This is a genomic window from Xanthomonas prunicola, from assembly GCF_002846205.1.
Lineage (GTDB): Bacteria > Pseudomonadota > Gammaproteobacteria > Xanthomonadales > Xanthomonadaceae > Xanthomonas > Xanthomonas prunicola.
Window position 1 is genome coordinate 113,835 of record NZ_PHKV01000003.1, and the last position, 18,700, is coordinate 132,534.

The window sequence follows — 18,700 nt, forward strand, 5'->3', positions numbered from 1 at the left end:
CAGGCTGCGCCCGACACCGTGATGCGTGTGATGCTGCGGTCGCGCCTCTTCTGCCTTTCGGTAACACGCAACGAAAAATGGGCGCCCGCAGGCGCCCACTCACACCACACTCAAGGTAGCGCAGCCTTACCAGACCAAGTCGTCGGGCACCTGATATTTGGGGTCCGCGTACGGGTCGTCGCCCGCCGGTGCGTTCGGGTCCACTTTCAAGGCGACCGATGCCGCGAACACCGCTTCGGCTTCGGCGAGCACCTCGGCAGTCACCAGCAGATAACGCCCGTTGAGTTGCAGCACGCCCAGCTCGCCGGCGTTGAGCGCCTTGAGTTGATCGGCGGTGACGTAAATGCGCTTGATCTTGCCGCCATACGGAAAGTGCCGGGCGATATCCGCAGCGGCATCATTCAACCCTTTGTCTTTCACCAACTCTTCGAGCTTGGCCTTGGCTTGGCGACGCAGGCGTGCTTCTTCCTGCTTCAACCGCTCGGCCTCGATGCGCTCGTCTTTCTCGCGCTGCGCACGGATCGCATACGCCTTGGCCAGATCGATGTCTTCGCGCGTGCGTGCCGGTCTGGGGCCACGACGGTCTGCAGCAGGATGCTGCGAACGCGGCGCGGCGCCGGGCTTGCCGTCATGACGACGCTCGGGCCTGCCATTGGGGTTGCGATCGCCCTTGCCGTCGGTCGCCGCAGCGACATGCGGCCGCTGCGGCCCCCTGCCCTGGCCAGGCCTATTGCCGCCGGGTGCTGGCTTGCCACCGTTGCCATGCGCACGCGCTGCAGGCCGTGCGTCGGGTTTGCGTTCGGGCTTGGGCGCGGACTTGAAGCCCAACCCAAGCAATTGGTCACGTAAGGTATCGCTCATGGCGGTGGCAATCTGCAATCAATAGTGCGGAGGCGGCGGCTCATCCGCTGCATCGGCAAACAACGTGGAGCGCACCTTGCCCAGATCCTCGAGCAGGTGGCGGATCAGTTCGGCATTGCGGGCGCCCGTCAAACGGGCGTCCGCAAGTGCTTCACTCAGTTCGTTGAGCGCCTGCTCCTGAAAGGAGAGGCGCGTTTCCAGTTCAACCAACCGCGCGTCCAGTTCCTGGTCGCGCGGCGAGAGTTGCTCATGCATGCAACGAACGGCCTCGTCCGATGGCGTAATACGCAAGACCTGCGGCTTCGATTTCCTGCGGGTCGTACAGGTTGCGACCGTCGAACACGACGTCGTCCTTCAAGGCCTGCTTGATCTTGCCGAAGTCCGGGCTGCGGAATTGCTTCCACTCGGTGACCACGACTAATGCATCCGCGCCTTCCAGTGCGGAGAACGCGTCGTCGCAGAAGGTCAGATCATCACGCTCGCCGAAGATGCGCTTGGCTTCATGCGTGGCTTCCGGGTCGTAGGCCCGCACGGTGGCACCGGCTTCCCACAACTGCTCCATCAGGCGACGGCTGGACGCGGCGCGCATGTCGTCGGTGTTGGGCTTGAACGCCAAGCCCCAGACCGCAAACGTCTTGCCGGCCACGCTACCGGTGCCTTCGGTGCCGTAATGACGCTGCACCAGTTCGAACAGATGGCCCTTCTGCGCGTTGTTGACGCTTTCCACTGCGTTGAGCAGGGTCGGCTGCATGCCGTACTGCTCGGCCGTCTTGGCCAGTGCCTGCACGTCCTTCGGGAAGCACGAGCCACCGTAACCGGCGCCCGGGTAGATGAAGTGCCAGCCAATCCGCGGGTCCGAGCCGATGCCGTTACGCACATGCTCGACGTCCGCACCGACACGCTCGGCAATGTTGGCGATCTCGTTCATGAAACTGATCTTGGTCGCCAGCATCGCGTTCGCCGCGTACTTGGTCAGCTCGGCCGAACGCACGTCCATTTCCACGATGCGATCGCGGTTGCGATTGAACGGTGCATACAGACGACGCATCCGCGCAATGGCCGCCGGCTTCTTGGCACCGATCACGATGCGATCGGGACGCATGCAGTCGGCCACCGCATCGCCTTCCTTGAGGAACTCAGGGTTGGAAACCACGTCGAACTCATGGTCTACGCCGCGCGCGTCCAGTTCTTCCTGGATTGCCACACGCACCTTGTCGGCGGTGCCGACCGGCACGGTGGACTTGTTCACCACAACCGCGGGCCCATCGATATGGCGGCCGACCGTACGCGCGACTGCCAGGACATACTGCAGGTCGGCGCTGCCGTCTTCATCCGGCGGCGTGCCCACGGCGATAAAGGTGATTTCGCCGTGCGCAATTGCCTCGGCAGCATCGGTGGTGAAGCGCAACCGGCCGGAGGCGTGGTTGGCTTTCACCATCGGCTCCAGGCCGGGTTCATAGATGGGAATCACCCCACGATTGAGACCATCAACTTTCGCCTGATCGATGTCTACACAGATAACGTGATGACCGACTTCGGCCAGACAGGTTCCGGTGACGAGACCAACATAACCGGTACCAAAGATCGCAACTCGCATGGGTGGGGGTACTCCTGTGGGGGATCAGGGAAGGATACCCATCAGCTCGACATCGAACGTCAACGTTGCGTCAGGTCCGATCGGCCCCCCCTGCGTGCCGTTCGGGCCATAGGCCAAGTTGGATGGAATCCAGAAACGATATTTCGAACCGACCGGCATCAACGCGACGCCCTCGGTCCAACCGGGAATCACTTGATCCAGGCCAAACTCGGCCGGCTGGCCGCGCTGGTAGGAACTATCGAAGACCTGCCCGTTAAGCAGCTTGCCTTCGTAGTTCACACGCACCTTGTTGGTCCGCATCGGGCGCTCGCCGCTGCCCTGGCGCAACACCATGTACTGCAGGCCGGACGCGGTGGTGATCACGCCCTTCTCGGTCTTGTTCTTGGTAAGGAAGGCATTGCCTTCTTCGCGATTCTTGGCTCCGACAGCGCCCTGCTTGGCAGAGGCGAACGCCTGCATGGTGGCCATCGCTTCCTGCTGGGTCAGACGCGTGGTGCCTTTGGCAAACACGGTACGTACCGCTTCCATCAGGACCGACAGGTCGATCTCGTCCTTGATGCCAGCCAGCGACGGACCCACCGCGCGATCGCCGAGCATCAGGCCGACATTTTCCTTGGACGGTGCAGCCGGCGCGGCACCCGGCGCCATGCCTGGCACCTGCTGACCGTTACGGGCAGCAAGCGCGGTACGCAGTGCGGTATCGGTGGCCTGGGTCTGCTCATCCGACAACAGCGGCTTGCCGCCCTTGAATGCATTTTCGATGGCGCGTTGCATCGCGTTCACATCGATGTCCTGAGCGATCGGCTCGAACGAACGTGCCACGTCCATACCGATGGCGTAACTGACGTTGTCGCGCGTGCTCTTCTCAGACGAGGCATTCAAAGCTGGCTTCTCCTTGGTGGCCGCTGCGGCCGGTTGCTGCGACATCGCCGGCATCGATGCCGACAGTGCCACCATCAGTAACGACGCCGCCGCGCCGCGCTTTCCCATCTTCATTCGATGCACTTCCCAAAAGTGAAAAGACACGCCACCGATGGCGCTGAATGCGCATTGTCGCATGCGCGCGCGGCGATGCGCGCGCTGCACTCAGCGCGACGGTGCCTTGAGCTCGCGTTCGATTGCTGCCAGCACGCTCGGATCGTCCGGCTTGATCTTGCTGGGGAACTGCGCAACCACGCGACCATCGCGACTAATCAGGTACTTGTGGAAGTTCCAGCCCGGCGCCACGCCAGTGGCCTGGGTCAGGCGCTGATACAGCGGCGTCGCCTCGGCACCCAGCACATGCACCTTCTCAAACATCGGGAACTTGACGCCATAGGTCAGCGTGCAGAATTCCTGGATCTGTTTCTCAGATCCGGGTTCCTGGCCCTGGAAATCGTTCGACGGGAAGCCCAGCACGCTGAAGCCGCGGCTGGCAAAGCGCTGGTTGAGCGCTTCCAGACCTTCGTACTGCGGGGTGTAGCCGCACTTGCTGGCGGTATTGACCACCAGCACGACCTTGCCGCCGTAGGTACGGTTCAGGTTGATCGGGGCCTTGCCGGCCAGCGGCCGGTAGTCCACATCCAGCACCGGGGTGCCGGCGGCGAACGCCGATGTTGCAAAAAAGCCAGTAAATACAAGAGCCAGTAGACGATTGAGCAACATGAGCAATGCCCTTCGATAGTTGAGGCGGCGCACCGGTGAGGGGTGCCATCAGTTGGGGATGACAAACAGTTGACTGCCCGCGTGTCGGTGTTATAGTTGAATACAACACCAGTCATCCAACGCAGGGGGAAAGTATGAACAGCACACGCTTCACGCGACCAGTTCCGCTGTTGCTGTTCGGCAGCACCCTGTTTGCCATTGGTTGCCTGGGAGCCGCTTCCAGTCAGGTGACGGAGTCCGGCGCCGATTATGGCGTGTCGGAGGCGGTTACGGAAAACGCGACGACTCCCCCCGAAGCGCGTTCACGGCCTGGCCGGCATGTGCGCGCTTCGCTGTCGATGCCCTATTTCTCCTTCGCGCAGGCTCTGCGCCCACGGAGCTGATCATGAATGACATTCAGTGGAGCGACGGCGCTCCCATCTACCGCCAACTCAAGGAACGGGTGATTGCCATGATGCTCGATGGAATCCTCAAGCCTGGCGATGCCCTGCCCTCGGTGCGCCAAGTGGCGGCCGACTACCAACTCAACCCCATCACCGTCTCGCGCGCCTATCAGGAATTGGCCGACGAGAACCTGGTGGAGAAACGCCGCGGCCTGGGCATGTTCATGACCCCGGAAGCCGCACAGAAACTGCGTGGCAGCGAACGCGAGCGTTTCTTGAATGAAGAATGGCCCGCTGTGCTGGAAAGGATCCAGCGCCTGGGACTGTCCATCGACGATCTGTTGCCACAGGGAAAAACACCATGACCGCCGTCTCCTCCAACCATGTGGTCGACGCACGTGGCCTGCGCAAGGCCTACAAGCATCGGCTCGCGCTGGACAACACCAGCTTCACCATCGACGCCGGCCGCATCATCGGCCTGATCGGCCCCAACGGCGCCGGCAAGACCACCGCGCTCAAGGCGGTGCTGGGGCTGACCGATTTCGACGGCGAGTTGCGGGTGTTGGGGATGGATCCGCGTACCCAGCGCAACGCATTGATGAACGAGGTCTGCTTCATCGCCGACGTGGCAGTGCTGCCGCGCTGGCTGCGGGTGGGCGAAGCGATCGATTTCGTTGCCGGCGTGCATCCGCGCTTCGATCGCGCCAAGTGCGAACGCTTCCTGGCCAACACCCAGCTCAACCGCAAATCACGGGTGCGCGAGTTGTCCAAGGGCATGATCGTGCAGCTGCATCTGGCGCTGGTGATGGCGATCGACGCCCGCATCCTGGTGCTGGACGAACCGACCCTGGGACTGGACATCCTCTACCGCAAGCAGTTTTACCAGCGTCTGCTGGAGGATTACTTCGATGAGCAGAAGACCATCATCGTCACCACGCACCAGGTCGAGGAGATCGAACACATCCTCACCGATGTGATGTTCATCCGCGACGGCCGCATCGTGCTCACCGCCGATATGGAAAGCGTCTCGGAGCGCTACACCGAAGTGCTGGTCGGTGCCGACCATCTGGATGTAGCGCGCGCCTTGAAGCCGATCGACGAGCGCAGCCTGCCGTTTGGCAAGACGGTGATGTTGTTCGATGGCGCGCCGAAAGACCAGCTCGCCCGTTTCGGCGAAACCCGCAATCCCGGCCTAGCCGACCTGTTCGTTGCGGTCATGAAGGGGACCTACGCATGAATGCAGTGACCAACCAAGCATCACCCGCACGCACCTTCGCCTGGCTGCTCAAACGCGAGTACTGGGAGCACCGTGGCGGCTTCGTGTGGGCACAGGTCATCACCGGTGGCATTGCAGTGTTCTTCGCGCTGCTGGGCGCGGTGATCGGTGCGATCAGTGCGCGCCGCAACATGGTCGGCGACAGCATCACCATGGACGATCTGGCCGAATACACGCGCACGCTGGGCCAGGTTGGTGACGGCCTGTTGCTGGGCGGCATCGGGATCGCCTCGGTGGTGCTCGCGTTCGTGGTGTTTTTCTACGCACTCGGCAGCCTGTACGACGACCGCCGCGACCGCAGCGTGCTGTTCTGGAAATCCTTGCCGGTGTCCGACGTGCAGACGGTGTTGTCCAAGGCCGCCTGGGCATTGCTGCTGGCGCCGCTGATCTCCATCGTGATCGGTGCGGCGGTCGGCATGGCGCTGTGGTTGATCGCCATCGTCGGCGCATCGATTGCAGGCGTGCCCAGCCCCTGGGCGATGGCGACCCATTCGCATCCGTTCTCGCTGCTCTGGCTGTTGCTGAAAACCGTGCCGATGAGCCTGTTGTGGGCGCTGCCGACCGTGGGCTGGCTGATGTTCTGCTCGGCCTGGGCCAACAGCAAGCCGTTCCTGTGGGCAGTGCTGTTTCCGCTGCTGGCCTGCGTGATGCTGAGCATTCTCTCGGCGATGCCGGGCGTGTCGCTGCCGATCGGCTGGATCTGGTACATCGTCGGCTACCGCGGCCTGCTCAGCGCCCTGCCCGGCACCTGGTCGCCGCTTGCGGTCAACGGAAATCTGGACAGCAGCGCGCTGCAAAACCCTAGCGACCTGGTGCAATGGGCGCTGCAGCACACCGACAGCACGCTCGTGTATGGCAGCCCGGATATCTGGATCGGCGCAGCCATTGGTATCGCCTTGATCGCCGCTTCCATCTACCTGCGCCGTCGGCGCGCCGAAGCCTGAGAGACATCGCATGCGCCTGATTCTGAGCTTGGCCATCCTGTTTGCATTGCCCGGCGCCGCAGCGGCAGAGGAGCAGTGCAAATTCTCCGAACCACGCAGCCTGGACTTGCAGCTGACCGGCGTGAAGTCGGTGCTGTTCGAGGTCGCCTCCAACGACCTGCATCTGGACGCATTACCCAGTGGCAGCGGAAAGCTGAGCGGGCGCGCCTGCGCTGCCAGGGCTGAATTGCTCAAGAGCCTGACCGTGACCCAGAAGCGCGTCGGCGATAAGTTGGTGGTGACCTTGAACGATGACCGACGGTTTTCTTTCGGCAACAGCTATTCCTACCTGGATCTGCGCGGCAGCGTGCCCAACACGCTGCTGGTGCAATTCGACCTGGGTTCCGGCGAGGCGCAGATCAACGGCGCCGCTGCAGTGAGCGCCGACGTGGGTTCCGGCGACATGACGATTCGTCACACCAAGGGCCGCGTGACCGCCAAGGTCGGCTCCGGCGATGTCGAGCTTGAAAATCTGGGCGCACTGCGCGTGCTGGCAGTGGGCTCGGGCGATCTCAAGGCGCGTGAGGTATCCGGCGCGGCAGAGGTGGCGAAAGTGGAGTCCGGCGAGATCAAGCTGCAGGGCGTGGCAGGCAACGTCAAGCTCGGCACGATCGGCTCGGGCGATGTCGAGATCCGCGATGTGCAAGGCAATGTCAACGTGGAGTCGGTCGCTTCCGGCACGTTGAATGTCCGCAAAGTGCGTGGCGATCTGAGCGTAGCGCGCAAAGGCAGCGGCGATATCGATGTCAGCGATGTCACCGGCAGTACGCGGGTGCCGGCAGACAAATGACGACTTCTTTCAGGATGCGGGGGAATTGCTGATGAAATTGCTTGTTTCAGCGGTAGTGATGAGCATGTTGCTGGTGGGCTGCGGTAAGTCCGAGCCCACCGTCAACGTCTCCGGCCAGGCCAACAGCGCCGGCGTCACCTTCAACGGCAAGAGCTTGACGCTCAAACGCGATAGCCTGCCCGCCGCCACCATCAGTGCGGATGGCGCGCTCAGCATCGACGGCAAGCCGGTGGACTTGAACCAGGCGCAGCGCAAGGCCATGCGCGATTACTACGCACAGGTGCAGGGTGTGGCCAAGAAGGGCGTCGATATCGGCACCCAGGGCGCGGCGTTTGGCGCACATGCGGCGGGCGAAGCGATCAAGGGTGTGCTCAGCGGCAACTCCGATCAGATCGGCGACAAGATCCAGGCCGAGGCAGACACCTTCAAGAACAAGGCCATGCAGATCTGCGAGCACCTAGCCAGCTTGCGCACCGCGCAGGATGCAGCGGTGCAGCTGGTGCCCGCATTTGCGCCGTATTCGACCCTGACGCAACACGACATCGACGATTGCCGTAAGTAGAGCACCGAGCAAAACGACTGCGCTCACCGCCAGGCGGGCGCGGCCGGTGCTTGGACTCCTTCTAGACCACTCGTACATTGCGGTTCACAGCGCGCCGTCCACGCCCACCCGACCACTGCTCGCTCCGGTTTCATAGCCGCTCCAAACACGGCGGTTTGATGGCTGCGTGTGGCCTGGCCTGCGCAGCTGCTGTTCGATCGTCGGCACTGGATCGTGGATCGTCGGGAACGCGCAGTGACAGGAGACTGCATGCACCGCGATTGCATGCACGGCGACCAAACGGGTCCACGCCCTGCGACATTTTGGCAGGCACTGGGCCGGCACTTAGCCGATCCGCAGACCGGAGCGGGATTACACTAGTGCACTTCCCTCAATCCATCGACCCAATGAACAAGTTCGTGATGCTCTGCATGGCGCTTGTGCTGTGCACGCTCGCCGCCTGTGGCGACCAATCGTCCCGCCGCGCCGAACGCGGCAAGCCGCGCGTTGCCATCACCACACAATCGGTGATGATCCGCCGCCCGCCAGCCGCAAACGCTGAAATCACGCCGGACGGCACGCTCAAGATCGACGACATCGCGCTGCCGCAGAAAGAGCCGACGCGCGCCAGATTGCAGTTGCTGTTCGGCCACCTGCAGATGTTGCGTCAGCAGGCAGTCAACGAGGCCGGCCCGGATCCGGATTACAAGTCGATCAAGCTGACCGCCACGCCGGAGATCCAGAAACTCAGTAGCGAGTTGCTGGATGAAATTCCGCCGCTGCAGCCATATCGCGAGAGTTTCAATAACGTGCAGGCCGAACGGCATTGACGCCTAGAACGTTTCAGCCAAGCGGCTAGAAGCAGCCCGAGACCTGCAGGAACGCGCTGGCGCGCGATGAGGAGTTATCGATAACACCGCATCGCGCACCCGCACTCCTACGCACAGCCGTGATCAGCCGTGATCAGCCGCCGCTGCCGCCGCCGGCCTGGATGCCGCCACGCGTCAACGCGGCCGGGTCGAGCAATCGCCGCAGTTCCACTTCGCTGAGGCCGCTATCTTCCTTGGCCACATCGAGCACCGGGCGCTGCTCCTTGTAGGCACGTTTGGCGATCGCCGCGGCTTTTTCGTAACCGATGATCGGATTCAGCGCAGTCACCAGAATGGGATTGCGGTCCAGCGCCTCGCGGACGCGCTCCTGGCGTACCTTCAGCCCGGCAATGGCCGTGTCGGCCAGCAAACGCGAGACGTTGCCCAACAGGGTGATCGAATCCAGCAAGTTGTAAGCGATCAGCGGCAGCGTCACGTTCAACTGGAAGTTGCCGGTCTGGCCGGCCACGGTGATCGCGGTGTGGTGGCCGATGACCTGCGCGCACGCCATCACGGTGGCTTCGGGAATCACTGGATTGACCTTGCCCGGCATGATCGAGCTGCCCGGCTGCAACGCCGGCAATTCGATCTCGCCCAGGCCCGCCAATGGGCCGGCATTCATCCAGCGCAAATCGTTTGCGATCTTGATCAGCGCCACCGCCAGCGCGTTGAGCTGACCAGACAATTCCACCGCATCGTCCTGCGCGGCAAGCCCTTCGAACTTGTTTTCTGCGCTCTCGAACTTGGCCCCGCTCAGGTTGGACAAGGCCTTGGCCACCTTGCCGCCAAAGCGCGGGTCGGCATTGATGCCGGTGCCGATGGCGGTGCCACCCAGCGGCAACCGCCGCAAGCGCTTCAGCGCATCGTCGATCCGGTCCTGCGCCGAACTCAGTTGCGCCGACCATGCGCCAAACTCCTGTCCGAAAGTCAGCGGCATCGCATCCATCAGATGCGTGCGGCCGGTCTTGACGATCTTGTCGAGCGATTTGGCGCGCTTGTCGATGGTCTTGCGCAGATGCTTGAGCGACGGTTGCAGATGTTCCTGCACGGCGAGCAGTGCTGACACGCGAATGGCGGTCGGCACCACGTCGTTGGAGCTCTGGCCGAGATTGACGTGATCGTTGGGATGCACCGCGTCCTTGCCGGCGCGCGTGGCCACTGTGGCGATCACCTCGTTGGCATTCATGTTGGACGAGGTGCCCGACCCTGTCTGGTACACATCGATGGGAAACTGCGCATCGAAGCTGCCCTCGGCCACTTGCAACGCAGCGGCCTGCACGGTCTTGCCGATCGATTTCGGCAGCAATCCAAGTTCGGCGTTGACGCCAGCCGCTGCCGCCTTGATCAAGCCCAGCGCGCGAATGAAACCGCGCGGCATCGGCTGCCCGGACACCGGGAAATTCTGCACCGCACGCTGGGTCTGCGCGCCCCACAACGCATCGGCAGGCACCTGCAGTTCACCCATGCTGTCGTGTTCGGTCCTGAAACGTTCGCTCATCTGCACTCTCCGCACATTGTTGATTTGTGGTGATGGATGGCTGGCGGCGGGCGTACCCACGCTGGCGAGGCTGTCTACGATACTCGCTTGCCGCGTTGCGACGATGTCGTCGCACGCTGTCGGCTAAGCTGCCTGCTGATCACTACGAGATACCAAACCGCCATGGGCGATGAGCCTGACTGTAGACATGCAAACTCCACGTATGTTGCCGGGATACTCCGCACCGCCACTGCACATGCACTAGCACGCAGATGTACCGCTCTTGCAGCGCATGGGGGCGGACATGTTGGGTAACGTCCTGCTGCTATTCGTCGCGCTGTTGCTGGTGCTGTTGAATGGATTTTTTGTTGCCGCCGAGTTCGCGCTAGTCAAGCTGCGGCACACGCAGGCGGTGGGCCTGGCGCAAACCAATGGTTGGCGCGGGCGATTGCTGCTCGGCGTGCATGCGCATCTGGATGCGTATCTGTCGGCCTGCCAGCTCGGCATCACCCTGGCTTCGCTCGGATTGGGCTGGGTCGGCGAGCCTGCCTTTGCGCATCTGCTGCAGCCGTTGTTCGATACGCTGGGCCTGTCGCCGGAAGCTGCACAAGTCACTGCGCTGGCGATCGCCTTCAGCCTGATTTCCTTCCTGCACATCGTGTTGGGCGAACTGGCGCCCAAGACGATGGCGATCCGCCGTCCGGAACGCATGTCGTTGTGGACCGCCGCGCCGCTGTACGTCTTCTACTGGCTGATGTACCCGGCCATCTGGGTGCTCAACACCAGCGCCAACCGGTTCCTGCGCCTGCTCGGCTGGGGGGAGGTCGAACACCACTCGCACCGCTATTCGCGCGAAGAGTTGATGTTGATCGTCGGCCGCCAGGACCCGAACGCGGCTGCGCCCGACCAAGGGCTGGCCTTGATGAGCCACGCGCTGGAATTGCCGGACCTGGTTGCCGGCGATCTGATGCGTCCGCGCGAGCATCTGCGCAGCCTGCGCGAAGGCATGAACCTGGAAGCGGTGCTGGCGGAGTTCAGTGAGTCGCGTTACAGCCGTTACCCCTGGTTCGATGCCGATGGCGAACAGGTGCTGGGCATCCTGCACACCAAGGACTTATTGGTAGCGATGGCACGCGGCCAGGACCTGGAAGATCTGCGCCCGCTGCTGCGCCCACCTACCGTGCTGACCCTGGAAACGCCGATTCCCAGCGCGCTCGAGCAATTCCGCACCGGCACCACCCACCTGGCGCTGTGCGTGGAAGAAGAAGGCCGCATCCTGGGCTTTTTCACCTTGGAAGACCTGCTGGAAGTGGTGGTCGGCGAGATCGAAGACGAGCATCGCCACGTGGTGCGTGATGCCCCGATCCGTGGCCAGGACGGCTCGCTATTGGTCGCCGGCAGCACTTCGATCTTCCGGCTGGAACGCCTGCTCGGCCAGGATCTGAGCGCACCGGACCACGTCAATTCGGTCGGCGGGCTGATCCTGTATCAGCTGCAGCGCCTGCCCGAAGAGGGCGAAACGCTGGAACTGGATGGCCACCTGCTGACCGTGCGGCGCATGGCCGGCCACCGCATCCAGGCAGTCACGGTGCGTCCGGTGGGCGAAGCTGGCACCGCCGCCAGCTGACGCCTTCGATTCATTCGGCGGACACGCGAGGCGATTCGCCGATGCGAAACCAATAGCGGTAATCGCGCGACTGCCCGCCGAACCGCACCCCGCGGATGGTCACATCGTAGATCACACCCGGCTGCAAGCGCGGCACCCGGAACTGCAGGCTATTGGGCACCCCGAAACCCTCGTGGTCGTCGCTCAGGTTGCGCACCTGCAACTGGCGTCCGCCGCGCGCGCTGATCTGCACCTGCGCATCGGCGTAGTCGACATCGCGATTGGCGAACTTGCGGTTGCGGTCCGGCAATGCGGTGAACGACAGCAGCGCCTCGTCGACGTAGTAGCGGCGCGGATACTCACCGATCGGCCAGGCGATGAAATCGGCGCGCGCCCGCGCGGCGACGCCGACCGCCGGAACGAAGCGCAGCGCGGCACCGCTGCTGAACGCGGCGCCGTCGCGACCAGCGACCATGCCGAAGGCGACGCGTTGCAGGAACGGGTCCAGCAGCCAGCGCCGGTGCCCCAGTCCACCGGCGCTGACATTGTTGGCGTCGGTCAGCCACTCGATCACGATCTGTTCGGCGCTGGAGAAACGCAGCAGCGGCGAGCTGACCCCGCCATAGATCAGGCTACGGCGCGCGCCCTTGGCCGCGGTGTCGGAGTAGCAGCGCCAGTCCGGCGCCAGCGTATGGCTGAGGCGGCCGTTGGCGGCAATGACCAAGGCCGCCTGGGTGGCTTCGGGCTCGGCCGCCGGGTCGTAGTCGACCGCGTCGAGACCGTGCAGCCGACGGATGTCGTTGATCAGCGCCAGCACGCGTTGTCGTTGCGCCGGTTGCAGCTCGCCGGCACGGCAACCGGCGATCGCGGGCGGAGTCCGATACAGCGCCGCCGCCTGCGCGGCGAAGTCGGCATCCTGCGCAGCGGCGGGCAGCGCGGCGGGCAGGATCGCGAGAGCGAGGCGAGCGAAGATCTGGCGCATGGCAAGCCGGAAACAGCGCAGGGCGCTCTACCATAAAGTGCAGGTTGCGCTGTGTCGGGCTCATCTGGTGCGCAGGTAACCCGCCATTCAGCCGAATCTGGCATGGGCTTGGCGCCCCACTTTGCAGCGCACTGGGCCTGACCGCTGCGCTGGCGGCGTAGAATGCTCGCCCCACCGTCACCGCTGCCTCTCTCTTGCCCATGTCGGATTCCGCCCTGCTCGCCCTGTCCCCGCTCGACGGCCGCTACGCCTCCAAAGTGGATGCGCTGCGCCCGATCTTCTCCGAATACGGCCTGATCAAGGCGCGGGTCAAGGTTGAAATCGAATGGCTGCTGGCACTGGCCGCCGAGCCGGGCATTGCCGAACTGGCGCCGTTCTCGGCGACTGCCACGCAGCGCCTGCGCGCGCTGGCCGACGATTTCAGCGTTGCCCATGCCGCACGAGTCAAGGAAATCGAACGCACCACCAACCATGACGTCAAGGCGGTGGAGTACTTCATCAAGGAGCAGCTCAAGGACGACGCCGAGCTGGCTCCGGCGCTGGAATTCGTGCACTTTGCGTGCACCAGCGAAGACATCAACAACCTGAGCTACGGGCTGATGCTGGAGCAGGCACGCCGCGAGGTGCTGATACCCAGTCTGGACGGCGTCACCGCTGCGCTGCGCACGCTCGCCCACGCCCAGGCCGCCCAGCCGATGCTCTCGCGCACCCACGGCCAGACCGCCTCGCCCACCACGCTGGGCAAGGAAATCGCCAACGTGGTCGCCCGCCTGGAGCGCCAGCGCAAGCAGATCGCGGCGGTGGAACTGACCGGCAAGATCAACGGCGCGGTCGGCAACTACAACGCGCACCTGGTGTCGTATCCGCAGCTGGACTGGGCCGCATTCGCGCAGCGTTTCGTGGAGAGCCTGGGCCTGGTGTTCAACCCGTACACCACCCAGATCGAGCCGCACGACAACGTTGCCGAAATCGGCGATGCCAGCCGCCGCGCCAACACCATCCTGATCGACCTGGCACGCGACATCTGGGGCTATATCTCGCTGGGCTATTTCAAGCAGAAGTTGAAAGAAGGCGAAGTCGGCTCGTCGACGATGCCGCATAAGGTCAACCCGATCGATTTCGAAAATGCCGAAGGCAATTTCGGCATCGCCAACGCGCTGTTCGAGCATTTTTCCGCCAAGCTGCCGATCAGCCGCTGGCAGCGCGACCTCACCGATTCCACCGTGCTGCGGGCACTGGGCACCGCGTTCGGCCACACCCAGGTTGCGCTGGATTCGCTGGCCAAGGGCCTGGGCAAACTGACCGTCAACCCCGAGCGTCTAGATGCCGATCTGGATGCGGCCTGGGAAGTGCTGGCCGAAGCCGTGCAGACGGTGATGCGCCGCCACGGCCTGCCGAACCCGTACGAACAACTCAAGGCCCTGACCCGAGGTCAAGGCATCACCGCCGCCTCGATGCAGGCCTTCGTGGAAAGCCTGCCATTGCCGGAAGACGACAAGCAGCGGCTGCGCGCGCTCACCCCGGGCGCCTACACCGGCCTGGCCGAGCAGCTGGCGCGCGCGATCTGAGCTGGCCCGCCCGCAAGCCCCCTGTCAGCTTGCGGAGCGGATCAGGTCATCGACGATCATCAGCGCCGGGCCATCGGGGTCACCGTCTGCCGATGAAGCACCGTCGGGATCAGTGACACCTGCGCCGCGACACATGTCGCGTCGCACGCGTCACGTCTCGAGACCGGCCTGAACCGCGGGCGCAGGCCTACACATGGGTAACCGAGCCGGACTGCTATCGTGTCGGCCTTGCTCTTCGGGAGATCGGCGATGCGTGTCACTCACCCACTGTCCCTGTTGACGCTGGCAAGCGTCTTTGCACTGAGCGGATGCGGCGGCGACGGCCCTGCCGCGCAGGCGTTGTCGGCGGTCTCGTCCACGCTGACCGATCCGGCCAGCGGCGCTGACTGCGCCGGCAAGGATGTCCGGCTGACCCGCAATGACAGCGAATGGATCCTGCACGGCGAGTGCGGCACGGTCACCATCACTGCCTCACGTGGCGCAATGAATCTGGATACCGCGCGCAGCATTCGGGTGGAAGGAAACAACTTCACGGTGCTCAACAAGCAACTTGGCCAGCTCAGCGTGACCGGTCACGACAACACGCTCAATCTCACCAATGTCGATAACGTGGACATTCAGGGCAACAAGAATCTTGTGCTCGCGCGCGAAGTGAAACAGGTGCGGTTTTCCGGCAACGACAACACCGTCAACCCATCCAGCAAACCCACACTGGACGACCGTGGCAGCGGCAACAAGGTGATGTGATCTGTGCGGTTGTGATGCGCACGGCGTTAGCGTGCGCGCTCCAGATCAGCCAGATGCACGTCGCTGCACGGCCGCACCGCATGCAACGCCACCAGGCGATGCTTTTACAAACGGTGCGGATTTAGCGCGGCGAACAAACCGGCTGCGTCCCTGCCAGGCTGGCGCAGCCGGGGCTCGGAATCCTCGCAAACCGCCCGTACCTTGCGGTTCTGAGCGCCGCCCGCACCCACCTGACCACTGCTCGCTGCGTTTTTAAGCCGCTCTTGGCACGTCAATCAGGGCCGCCGCGCGGCCACTAGCGTCACCTCGCGCGGCTTGGCTGCACCGCGCACGATCACCAAACGCAGGGTCTCCCCGACCTTGCGGTTGACGGCCTGCTTGAACACATCGGCCTTGCCTCCAGCCACCGTGATGCCTTGTGCGGCCACGATCGCATCGCCCACCTGCAGCCCGGCGGTGGCTGCGGGCGAGGCCGGCTTCACCGAATCGATCGTGACCGAGGTCAGCGTGGGATTGAACGAAAATCCCTCGCTTTCCACCGCGAAACCCAGGCCGCCGCCCCCCCTTGTCATCGGCGGCCTGCGCGGCGCCGTGTACTCCCAACGTCGCAGTCAACACCAGCAGCAGCGTCAGACGATGCATGCAAGCAGTTTTCCAAAGCATAGGGAGCAGCCCACCAAGGCTGCGATGCCGCAGTGTTTCGGTGCAGGCGCTACCACGCATGTGCCATCGGACACACTGACCCGTGCTGCGGCGGCGGACGAGCGCGCGTGCGGCGTGCCCGGCACAGGTGCACATCCGGCTCAGGCAGTCGACAATAGGCCATCCAGCGCCAATGCCGCGCACCGCACTCTCTTCTACACCTTGTAAGGACCCCGCAATGGCCGTACGTAAAGCGACCCCACTTGCCATCGAAGTCCAGGCCCGTCCGGGACAGCCGCTGGGCATGCCGGTCGAGCGTTTCCTGCGCAATTACTGGCACAAGCACCCGCTGTTGATCCGTAACGCATTCGCGGACTTCGCCTCGCCACTGCAGCCGGAAGACCTGGCCGGACTGGCCTGCGAAGACGGCGTGCTGGCGCGCCTGATCCGCCACGACCGCACCACCGACAGCTGGGACGTGCGCACCGGCCCATTCCAGGAAACCGATTTCCCCGGCCTGCCCGACCATGATTGGACTTTGCTGGTGCAGGACGTGGACAAATGGGATGCCGACGTGCGCGCCCTGCTGGAGCAGTTCCGCTTCCTGCCGCGCTGGCGCATCGACGACATCATGATCAGCTTCGCCGCTGCCGGCGGCTCGGTGGGCGCGCATGTCGACCATTACGACGTCTTCCTGCTGCAGGGCCAGGGCCACCGCCGCTGGCAGATCGACGCGCGCACCGCGCAGGGCCGCAAGGCCACCCCACTGGCGTTCCGCGACGATGTCGAGCTGAAGCTGCTGCGCGCGTTCAAACCGACCCACGATTGGGTGCTGGGCCCGGGCGACATGCTGTATCTGCCGCCGTTGATCCCGCACCACGGCGTGGCCGAAGACGCCTGCCTGACCTTCTCCATCGGCACCCGCGCACCGTCCTCGGCCGAGCTGATCGGCGATTACCTGGACACCTTGATTGCCGACGCTGACGAGGCCGTGCGCTATCACGACGCAGACCTCACGGTGCCGGCCGATCCGTACGAGATCGACGTCACCGCAATGAACCGCGTGGTCGCAGCGCTCAACGCGTTGCGCATGAACGATCCCGATCGCTTGGGCGACTGGTTCGGTCGTTTCATGACCACCTACCGCGCTTCCGGCGACGTGGTGCCGGCGCCAGAACCCATCCCGCGCGAAGCGGTCGAGCAGGCGCTGCAAGAAGGCGTGCTGCTGCATCGCCACCCCTGGTCGCGTCTGGCCTGGCGGCGTGCCAAGCGCGGCGCCACGCTGTTCTGCAGCGGACTGGAGTTCGCGCTGTCGGCCAAGGATGCGTCCCGTCTGGCCGCGGCCGAAGAGATCGACGGCACGCTGTACGCGCAGTTGTCGCCGCGTGGCCGTGAGGTCGTGCTAGAGCTGCTGGCACAGGGCCATTACCAGCGCGCCCACGAAGACGCCGACGGGGATATCGCCGACGACGAACACGTGCATGTCCTGCGCGCGTCTTCCGACCACGACGACGCAGACGCCGAAGACGACGCACCGGAAGCGGATGACGCCATCGATGCGGATGCCGATGTCGAGCACGTCGCTGACGACGCCGGCAACCCGGCAGAGACGCTGGATGCCGTGCAGGACGCTGTTGCCGAGATCGAAGACGACGCCGATTCCGACCACAGCGACGACACCATCAAACCCGCATGACCCAGCACGCCAGGCCGCAGATCGTCGCTCTGAACCCGGCTTCCGATGCCGGGGCCCTGCGCGCACTGCGGCTGGCCTGCAGCACAGACACCGCTGACGACACCAACGGTACCGCGTGGGATGCGTTGGACCCGCTCAGCCTGCATCTGGCAGCGCGCACCGAGGATGGTCAGTTGATCGCCTCGGTGCGACTCACTGCCGACCGCCGGCTGGACCGGCTCGGCGTTCTACCCGACTGGCGCCGCCGCGGATTTGCGGACCAACTGCTCGCTGCCGCCGTCGACACGGCCCGACAGCACGGCTGGCCCAGCCTGCACGCCAGCCCCAGCCCAAACGCGGAGGCGGTCTTCGCGCGCCAGGGCTTTCTGCCCGACACCACCCCACGCTCCTCACCCGGGCGCCTGGGCCAGACACACGCGGCGCCCGGCTTCGTCGTGCATCGTCGCCTCGATGGCCCGATGGCCGTCGAGACCCTCACCGCAGCCCTGGCCGCCACCACTGGTCTGCTCTACGCTGCGCGCCGCCAGGTGCTGATCTACACCCGCGCCCTGGACCCGCCGTTGTTCGACAACCCCGCCGTGCTCGATGCGCTGCGCCGTTTCGCCACCGCCCGCCACGACAAGCGCGTGCATGTCTTGGTGCAGGACCCCGCCAGCGCGAACGCGGGCAGCAGTGCAATGCTGCGGCTGGCACAGCGCCTGCCCAGCGTGTTCTGGTTCCGCGCGGTCAGCGACCCAGTCGATGCAAGTTTTGCATCGGTCTATGTTGTCGGCGACGACGCCTACTACTTTCGTCCAACAGGTCATCGCTACGATGATGGCGAAACCTGGTTGTCTGGCGCAGCGCGTAGCCGCCAGTTGGAGCGCGAATTCGCGCAGATATGGGAGCGCAGCGCACGTTGGAACGAGCCGCGCGCGCTCGGCATCTGACGCCGCAGCGCCCCTCGCACGTAGGCGTGCGCGCAATTGGTCTACCCTGCCGGTCAGCTCGCAGACGCCCCCTCACTAGCGCAAGGGGGTATAATTTTTGGAGATTTGA

Annotated in this window: 20 protein-coding genes and 2 other RNA genes; 14 read left to right on the plus strand and 8 right to left on the minus strand. The window is 64.2% G+C overall.

Going from position 1 to position 18,700, the window contains the following annotated elements:
- Nucleotides 1-126: 126 nt before the first annotated feature.
- The 5 genes from XpruCFBP8353_RS10485 to XpruCFBP8353_RS10505 all read right to left on the minus strand — a co-directional run bounded on the left by XpruCFBP8353_RS10485 (nt 127) and on the right by XpruCFBP8353_RS10505 (nt 4,102).
- Nucleotides 127-861, minus strand: coding sequence for a DUF2058 domain-containing protein (locus XpruCFBP8353_RS10485; RefSeq protein ID WP_341475812.1), 735 nt, complete (start codon nt 859-861; stop codon nt 127-129).
- Between the two features lie 18 nt (nt 862-879).
- A complete protein-coding gene (locus XpruCFBP8353_RS10490; protein WP_024939344.1) occupies nt 880-1,116 on the minus strand; it encodes a SlyX family protein in 237 nt (78 codons plus the stop codon).
- Nucleotides 1,109-2,458, minus strand: coding sequence for a UDP-glucose dehydrogenase family protein (locus XpruCFBP8353_RS10495; RefSeq protein WP_101363199.1), 1,350 nt, complete (start codon nt 2,456-2,458; stop codon nt 1,109-1,111). Before XpruCFBP8353_RS10495 ends, XpruCFBP8353_RS10490 begins: the two co-directional genes overlap by 8 nt.
- Nucleotides 2,459-2,482: 24 nt before the next feature.
- Complete coding sequence (locus tag XpruCFBP8353_RS10500) at nt 2,483-3,454, minus strand: FKBP-type peptidyl-prolyl cis-trans isomerase (RefSeq protein WP_101363200.1); 972 nt, start codon at nt 3,452-3,454, stop codon at nt 2,483-2,485.
- A 90-nt stretch (nt 3,455-3,544) separates the two neighbouring features.
- Complete coding sequence (locus XpruCFBP8353_RS10505; RefSeq protein ID WP_101363201.1) at nt 3,545-4,102, minus strand: glutathione peroxidase; 558 nt, start codon at nt 4,100-4,102, stop codon at nt 3,545-3,547.
- A 134-nt stretch (nt 4,103-4,236) separates the two neighbouring features.
- On the opposite strand from XpruCFBP8353_RS10505, the gene XpruCFBP8353_RS10510 reads away from it, so the two are divergent.
- The 8 genes from XpruCFBP8353_RS10510 (at nt 4,237) to XpruCFBP8353_RS10550 (ending at nt 8,905) form a co-directional block, all read left to right on the plus strand.
- Entirely contained in the window at nt 4,237-4,485 is a 249-nt protein-coding gene (locus XpruCFBP8353_RS10510; protein WP_015472303.1) for a hypothetical protein, read from the plus strand.
- Nucleotides 4,486-4,487: 2 nt separating this feature from the next.
- On the plus strand, nt 4,488-4,850 hold the full coding sequence (locus tag XpruCFBP8353_RS10515; RefSeq protein WP_003483692.1) for a GntR family transcriptional regulator: 363 nt from the start codon (nt 4,488-4,490) through the stop codon (nt 4,848-4,850).
- Complete coding sequence (locus XpruCFBP8353_RS10520; RefSeq protein WP_101363202.1) at nt 4,847-5,722, plus strand: ABC transporter ATP-binding protein; 876 nt, start codon at nt 4,847-4,849, stop codon at nt 5,720-5,722. Before XpruCFBP8353_RS10515 ends, XpruCFBP8353_RS10520 begins: the two co-directional genes overlap by 4 nt.
- Complete coding sequence (locus XpruCFBP8353_RS10525) at nt 5,719-6,705, plus strand: ABC transporter permease (RefSeq protein WP_101363203.1); 987 nt, start codon at nt 5,719-5,721, stop codon at nt 6,703-6,705. The genes XpruCFBP8353_RS10520 and XpruCFBP8353_RS10525 overlap by 4 nt, the downstream gene beginning before the upstream one ends.
- 10 nt (nt 6,706-6,715) lie before the next feature.
- Nucleotides 6,716-7,534 carry a DUF4097 family beta strand repeat-containing protein gene (locus XpruCFBP8353_RS10530; RefSeq protein ID WP_101363204.1) on the plus strand — a complete coding sequence of 273 codons (819 nt, stop codon included), beginning with the start codon at nt 6,716-6,718 and terminating at the stop codon, nt 7,532-7,534.
- A gap of 31 nt (nt 7,535-7,565) precedes the next feature.
- Nucleotides 7,566-8,096 (plus strand): DUF2884 family protein, encoded by a 531-nt coding sequence (locus XpruCFBP8353_RS10535; protein ID WP_101363648.1) that lies wholly within the window; start codon nt 7,566-7,568, stop codon nt 8,094-8,096.
- A 61-nt stretch (nt 8,097-8,157) separates the two neighbouring features.
- A non-coding RNA gene (locus XpruCFBP8353_RS10540) (sX9 sRNA) lies at nt 8,158-8,234 on the plus strand.
- Between the two features lie 248 nt (nt 8,235-8,482).
- The gene (locus XpruCFBP8353_RS10550; RefSeq protein ID WP_162301020.1) at nt 8,483-8,905 is read left to right on the plus strand and encodes a hypothetical protein; all 423 of its coding nucleotides are present in this window, start codon (nt 8,483-8,485) and stop codon (nt 8,903-8,905) included.
- A 133-nt stretch (nt 8,906-9,038) separates the two neighbouring features.
- Here XpruCFBP8353_RS10550 and XpruCFBP8353_RS10555 read toward each other — a convergent pair whose 3' ends face one another.
- A complete protein-coding gene (locus XpruCFBP8353_RS10555; protein ID WP_101363207.1) occupies nt 9,039-10,442 on the minus strand; it encodes a class II fumarate hydratase in 1,404 nt (467 codons plus the stop codon).
- A gap of 283 nt (nt 10,443-10,725) precedes the next feature.
- Here XpruCFBP8353_RS10555 and XpruCFBP8353_RS10560 point away from each other — a divergent pair, with 283 nt between their 5' ends.
- Entirely contained in the window at nt 10,726-12,048 is a 1,323-nt protein-coding gene (locus XpruCFBP8353_RS10560) for a hemolysin family protein (RefSeq protein WP_101363208.1), read from the plus strand.
- A 10-nt stretch (nt 12,049-12,058) separates the two neighbouring features.
- Here XpruCFBP8353_RS10560 and XpruCFBP8353_RS10565 read toward each other — a convergent pair whose 3' ends face one another.
- A complete protein-coding gene (locus XpruCFBP8353_RS10565) occupies nt 12,059-13,009 on the minus strand; it encodes a CAP domain-containing protein (protein WP_101363209.1) in 951 nt (316 codons plus the stop codon).
- Between the two features lie 200 nt (nt 13,010-13,209).
- Between XpruCFBP8353_RS10565 and purB the strand changes: the two genes are divergently transcribed.
- The 3 genes from purB (at nt 13,210) to XpruCFBP8353_RS10580 (ending at nt 15,583) form a co-directional block, all read left to right on the plus strand.
- A complete protein-coding gene (purB, locus tag XpruCFBP8353_RS10570) occupies nt 13,210-14,577 on the plus strand; it encodes an adenylosuccinate lyase (RefSeq protein ID WP_101363210.1) in 1,368 nt (455 codons plus the stop codon).
- Nucleotides 14,578-14,826: 249 nt separating this feature from the next.
- The gene (locus XpruCFBP8353_RS10575; RefSeq protein ID WP_101363211.1) at nt 14,827-15,324 is read left to right on the plus strand and encodes a DUF3060 domain-containing protein; all 498 of its coding nucleotides are present in this window, start codon (nt 14,827-14,829) and stop codon (nt 15,322-15,324) included.
- 188 nt (nt 15,325-15,512) lie between these two features.
- Nucleotides 15,513-15,583: non-coding RNA, sX9 sRNA (locus tag XpruCFBP8353_RS10580), on the plus strand.
- Between the two features lie 16 nt (nt 15,584-15,599).
- Here XpruCFBP8353_RS10580 and XpruCFBP8353_RS10585 read toward each other — a convergent pair.
- Nucleotides 15,600-15,863 carry a PDZ domain-containing protein gene (locus XpruCFBP8353_RS10585; protein WP_243391109.1) on the minus strand — a complete coding sequence of 88 codons (264 nt, stop codon included), beginning with the start codon at nt 15,861-15,863 and terminating at the stop codon, nt 15,600-15,602.
- A gap of 341 nt (nt 15,864-16,204) precedes the next feature.
- Here XpruCFBP8353_RS10585 and XpruCFBP8353_RS10590 point away from each other — a divergent pair, with 341 nt between their 5' ends.
- Together XpruCFBP8353_RS10590 and XpruCFBP8353_RS10595 are read left to right on the plus strand one after the other, a co-directional pair.
- Nucleotides 16,205-17,662, plus strand: coding sequence for a ribosomal protein uL16 3-hydroxylase (locus XpruCFBP8353_RS10590; protein ID WP_101363213.1), 1,458 nt, complete (start codon nt 16,205-16,207; stop codon nt 17,660-17,662).
- On the plus strand, nt 17,659-18,591 hold the full coding sequence (locus XpruCFBP8353_RS10595; RefSeq protein WP_101363214.1) for a GNAT family N-acetyltransferase: 933 nt from the start codon (nt 17,659-17,661) through the stop codon (nt 18,589-18,591). Before XpruCFBP8353_RS10590 ends, XpruCFBP8353_RS10595 begins: the two co-directional genes overlap by 4 nt.
- Nucleotides 18,592-18,700: the final 109 nt, after the last annotated feature.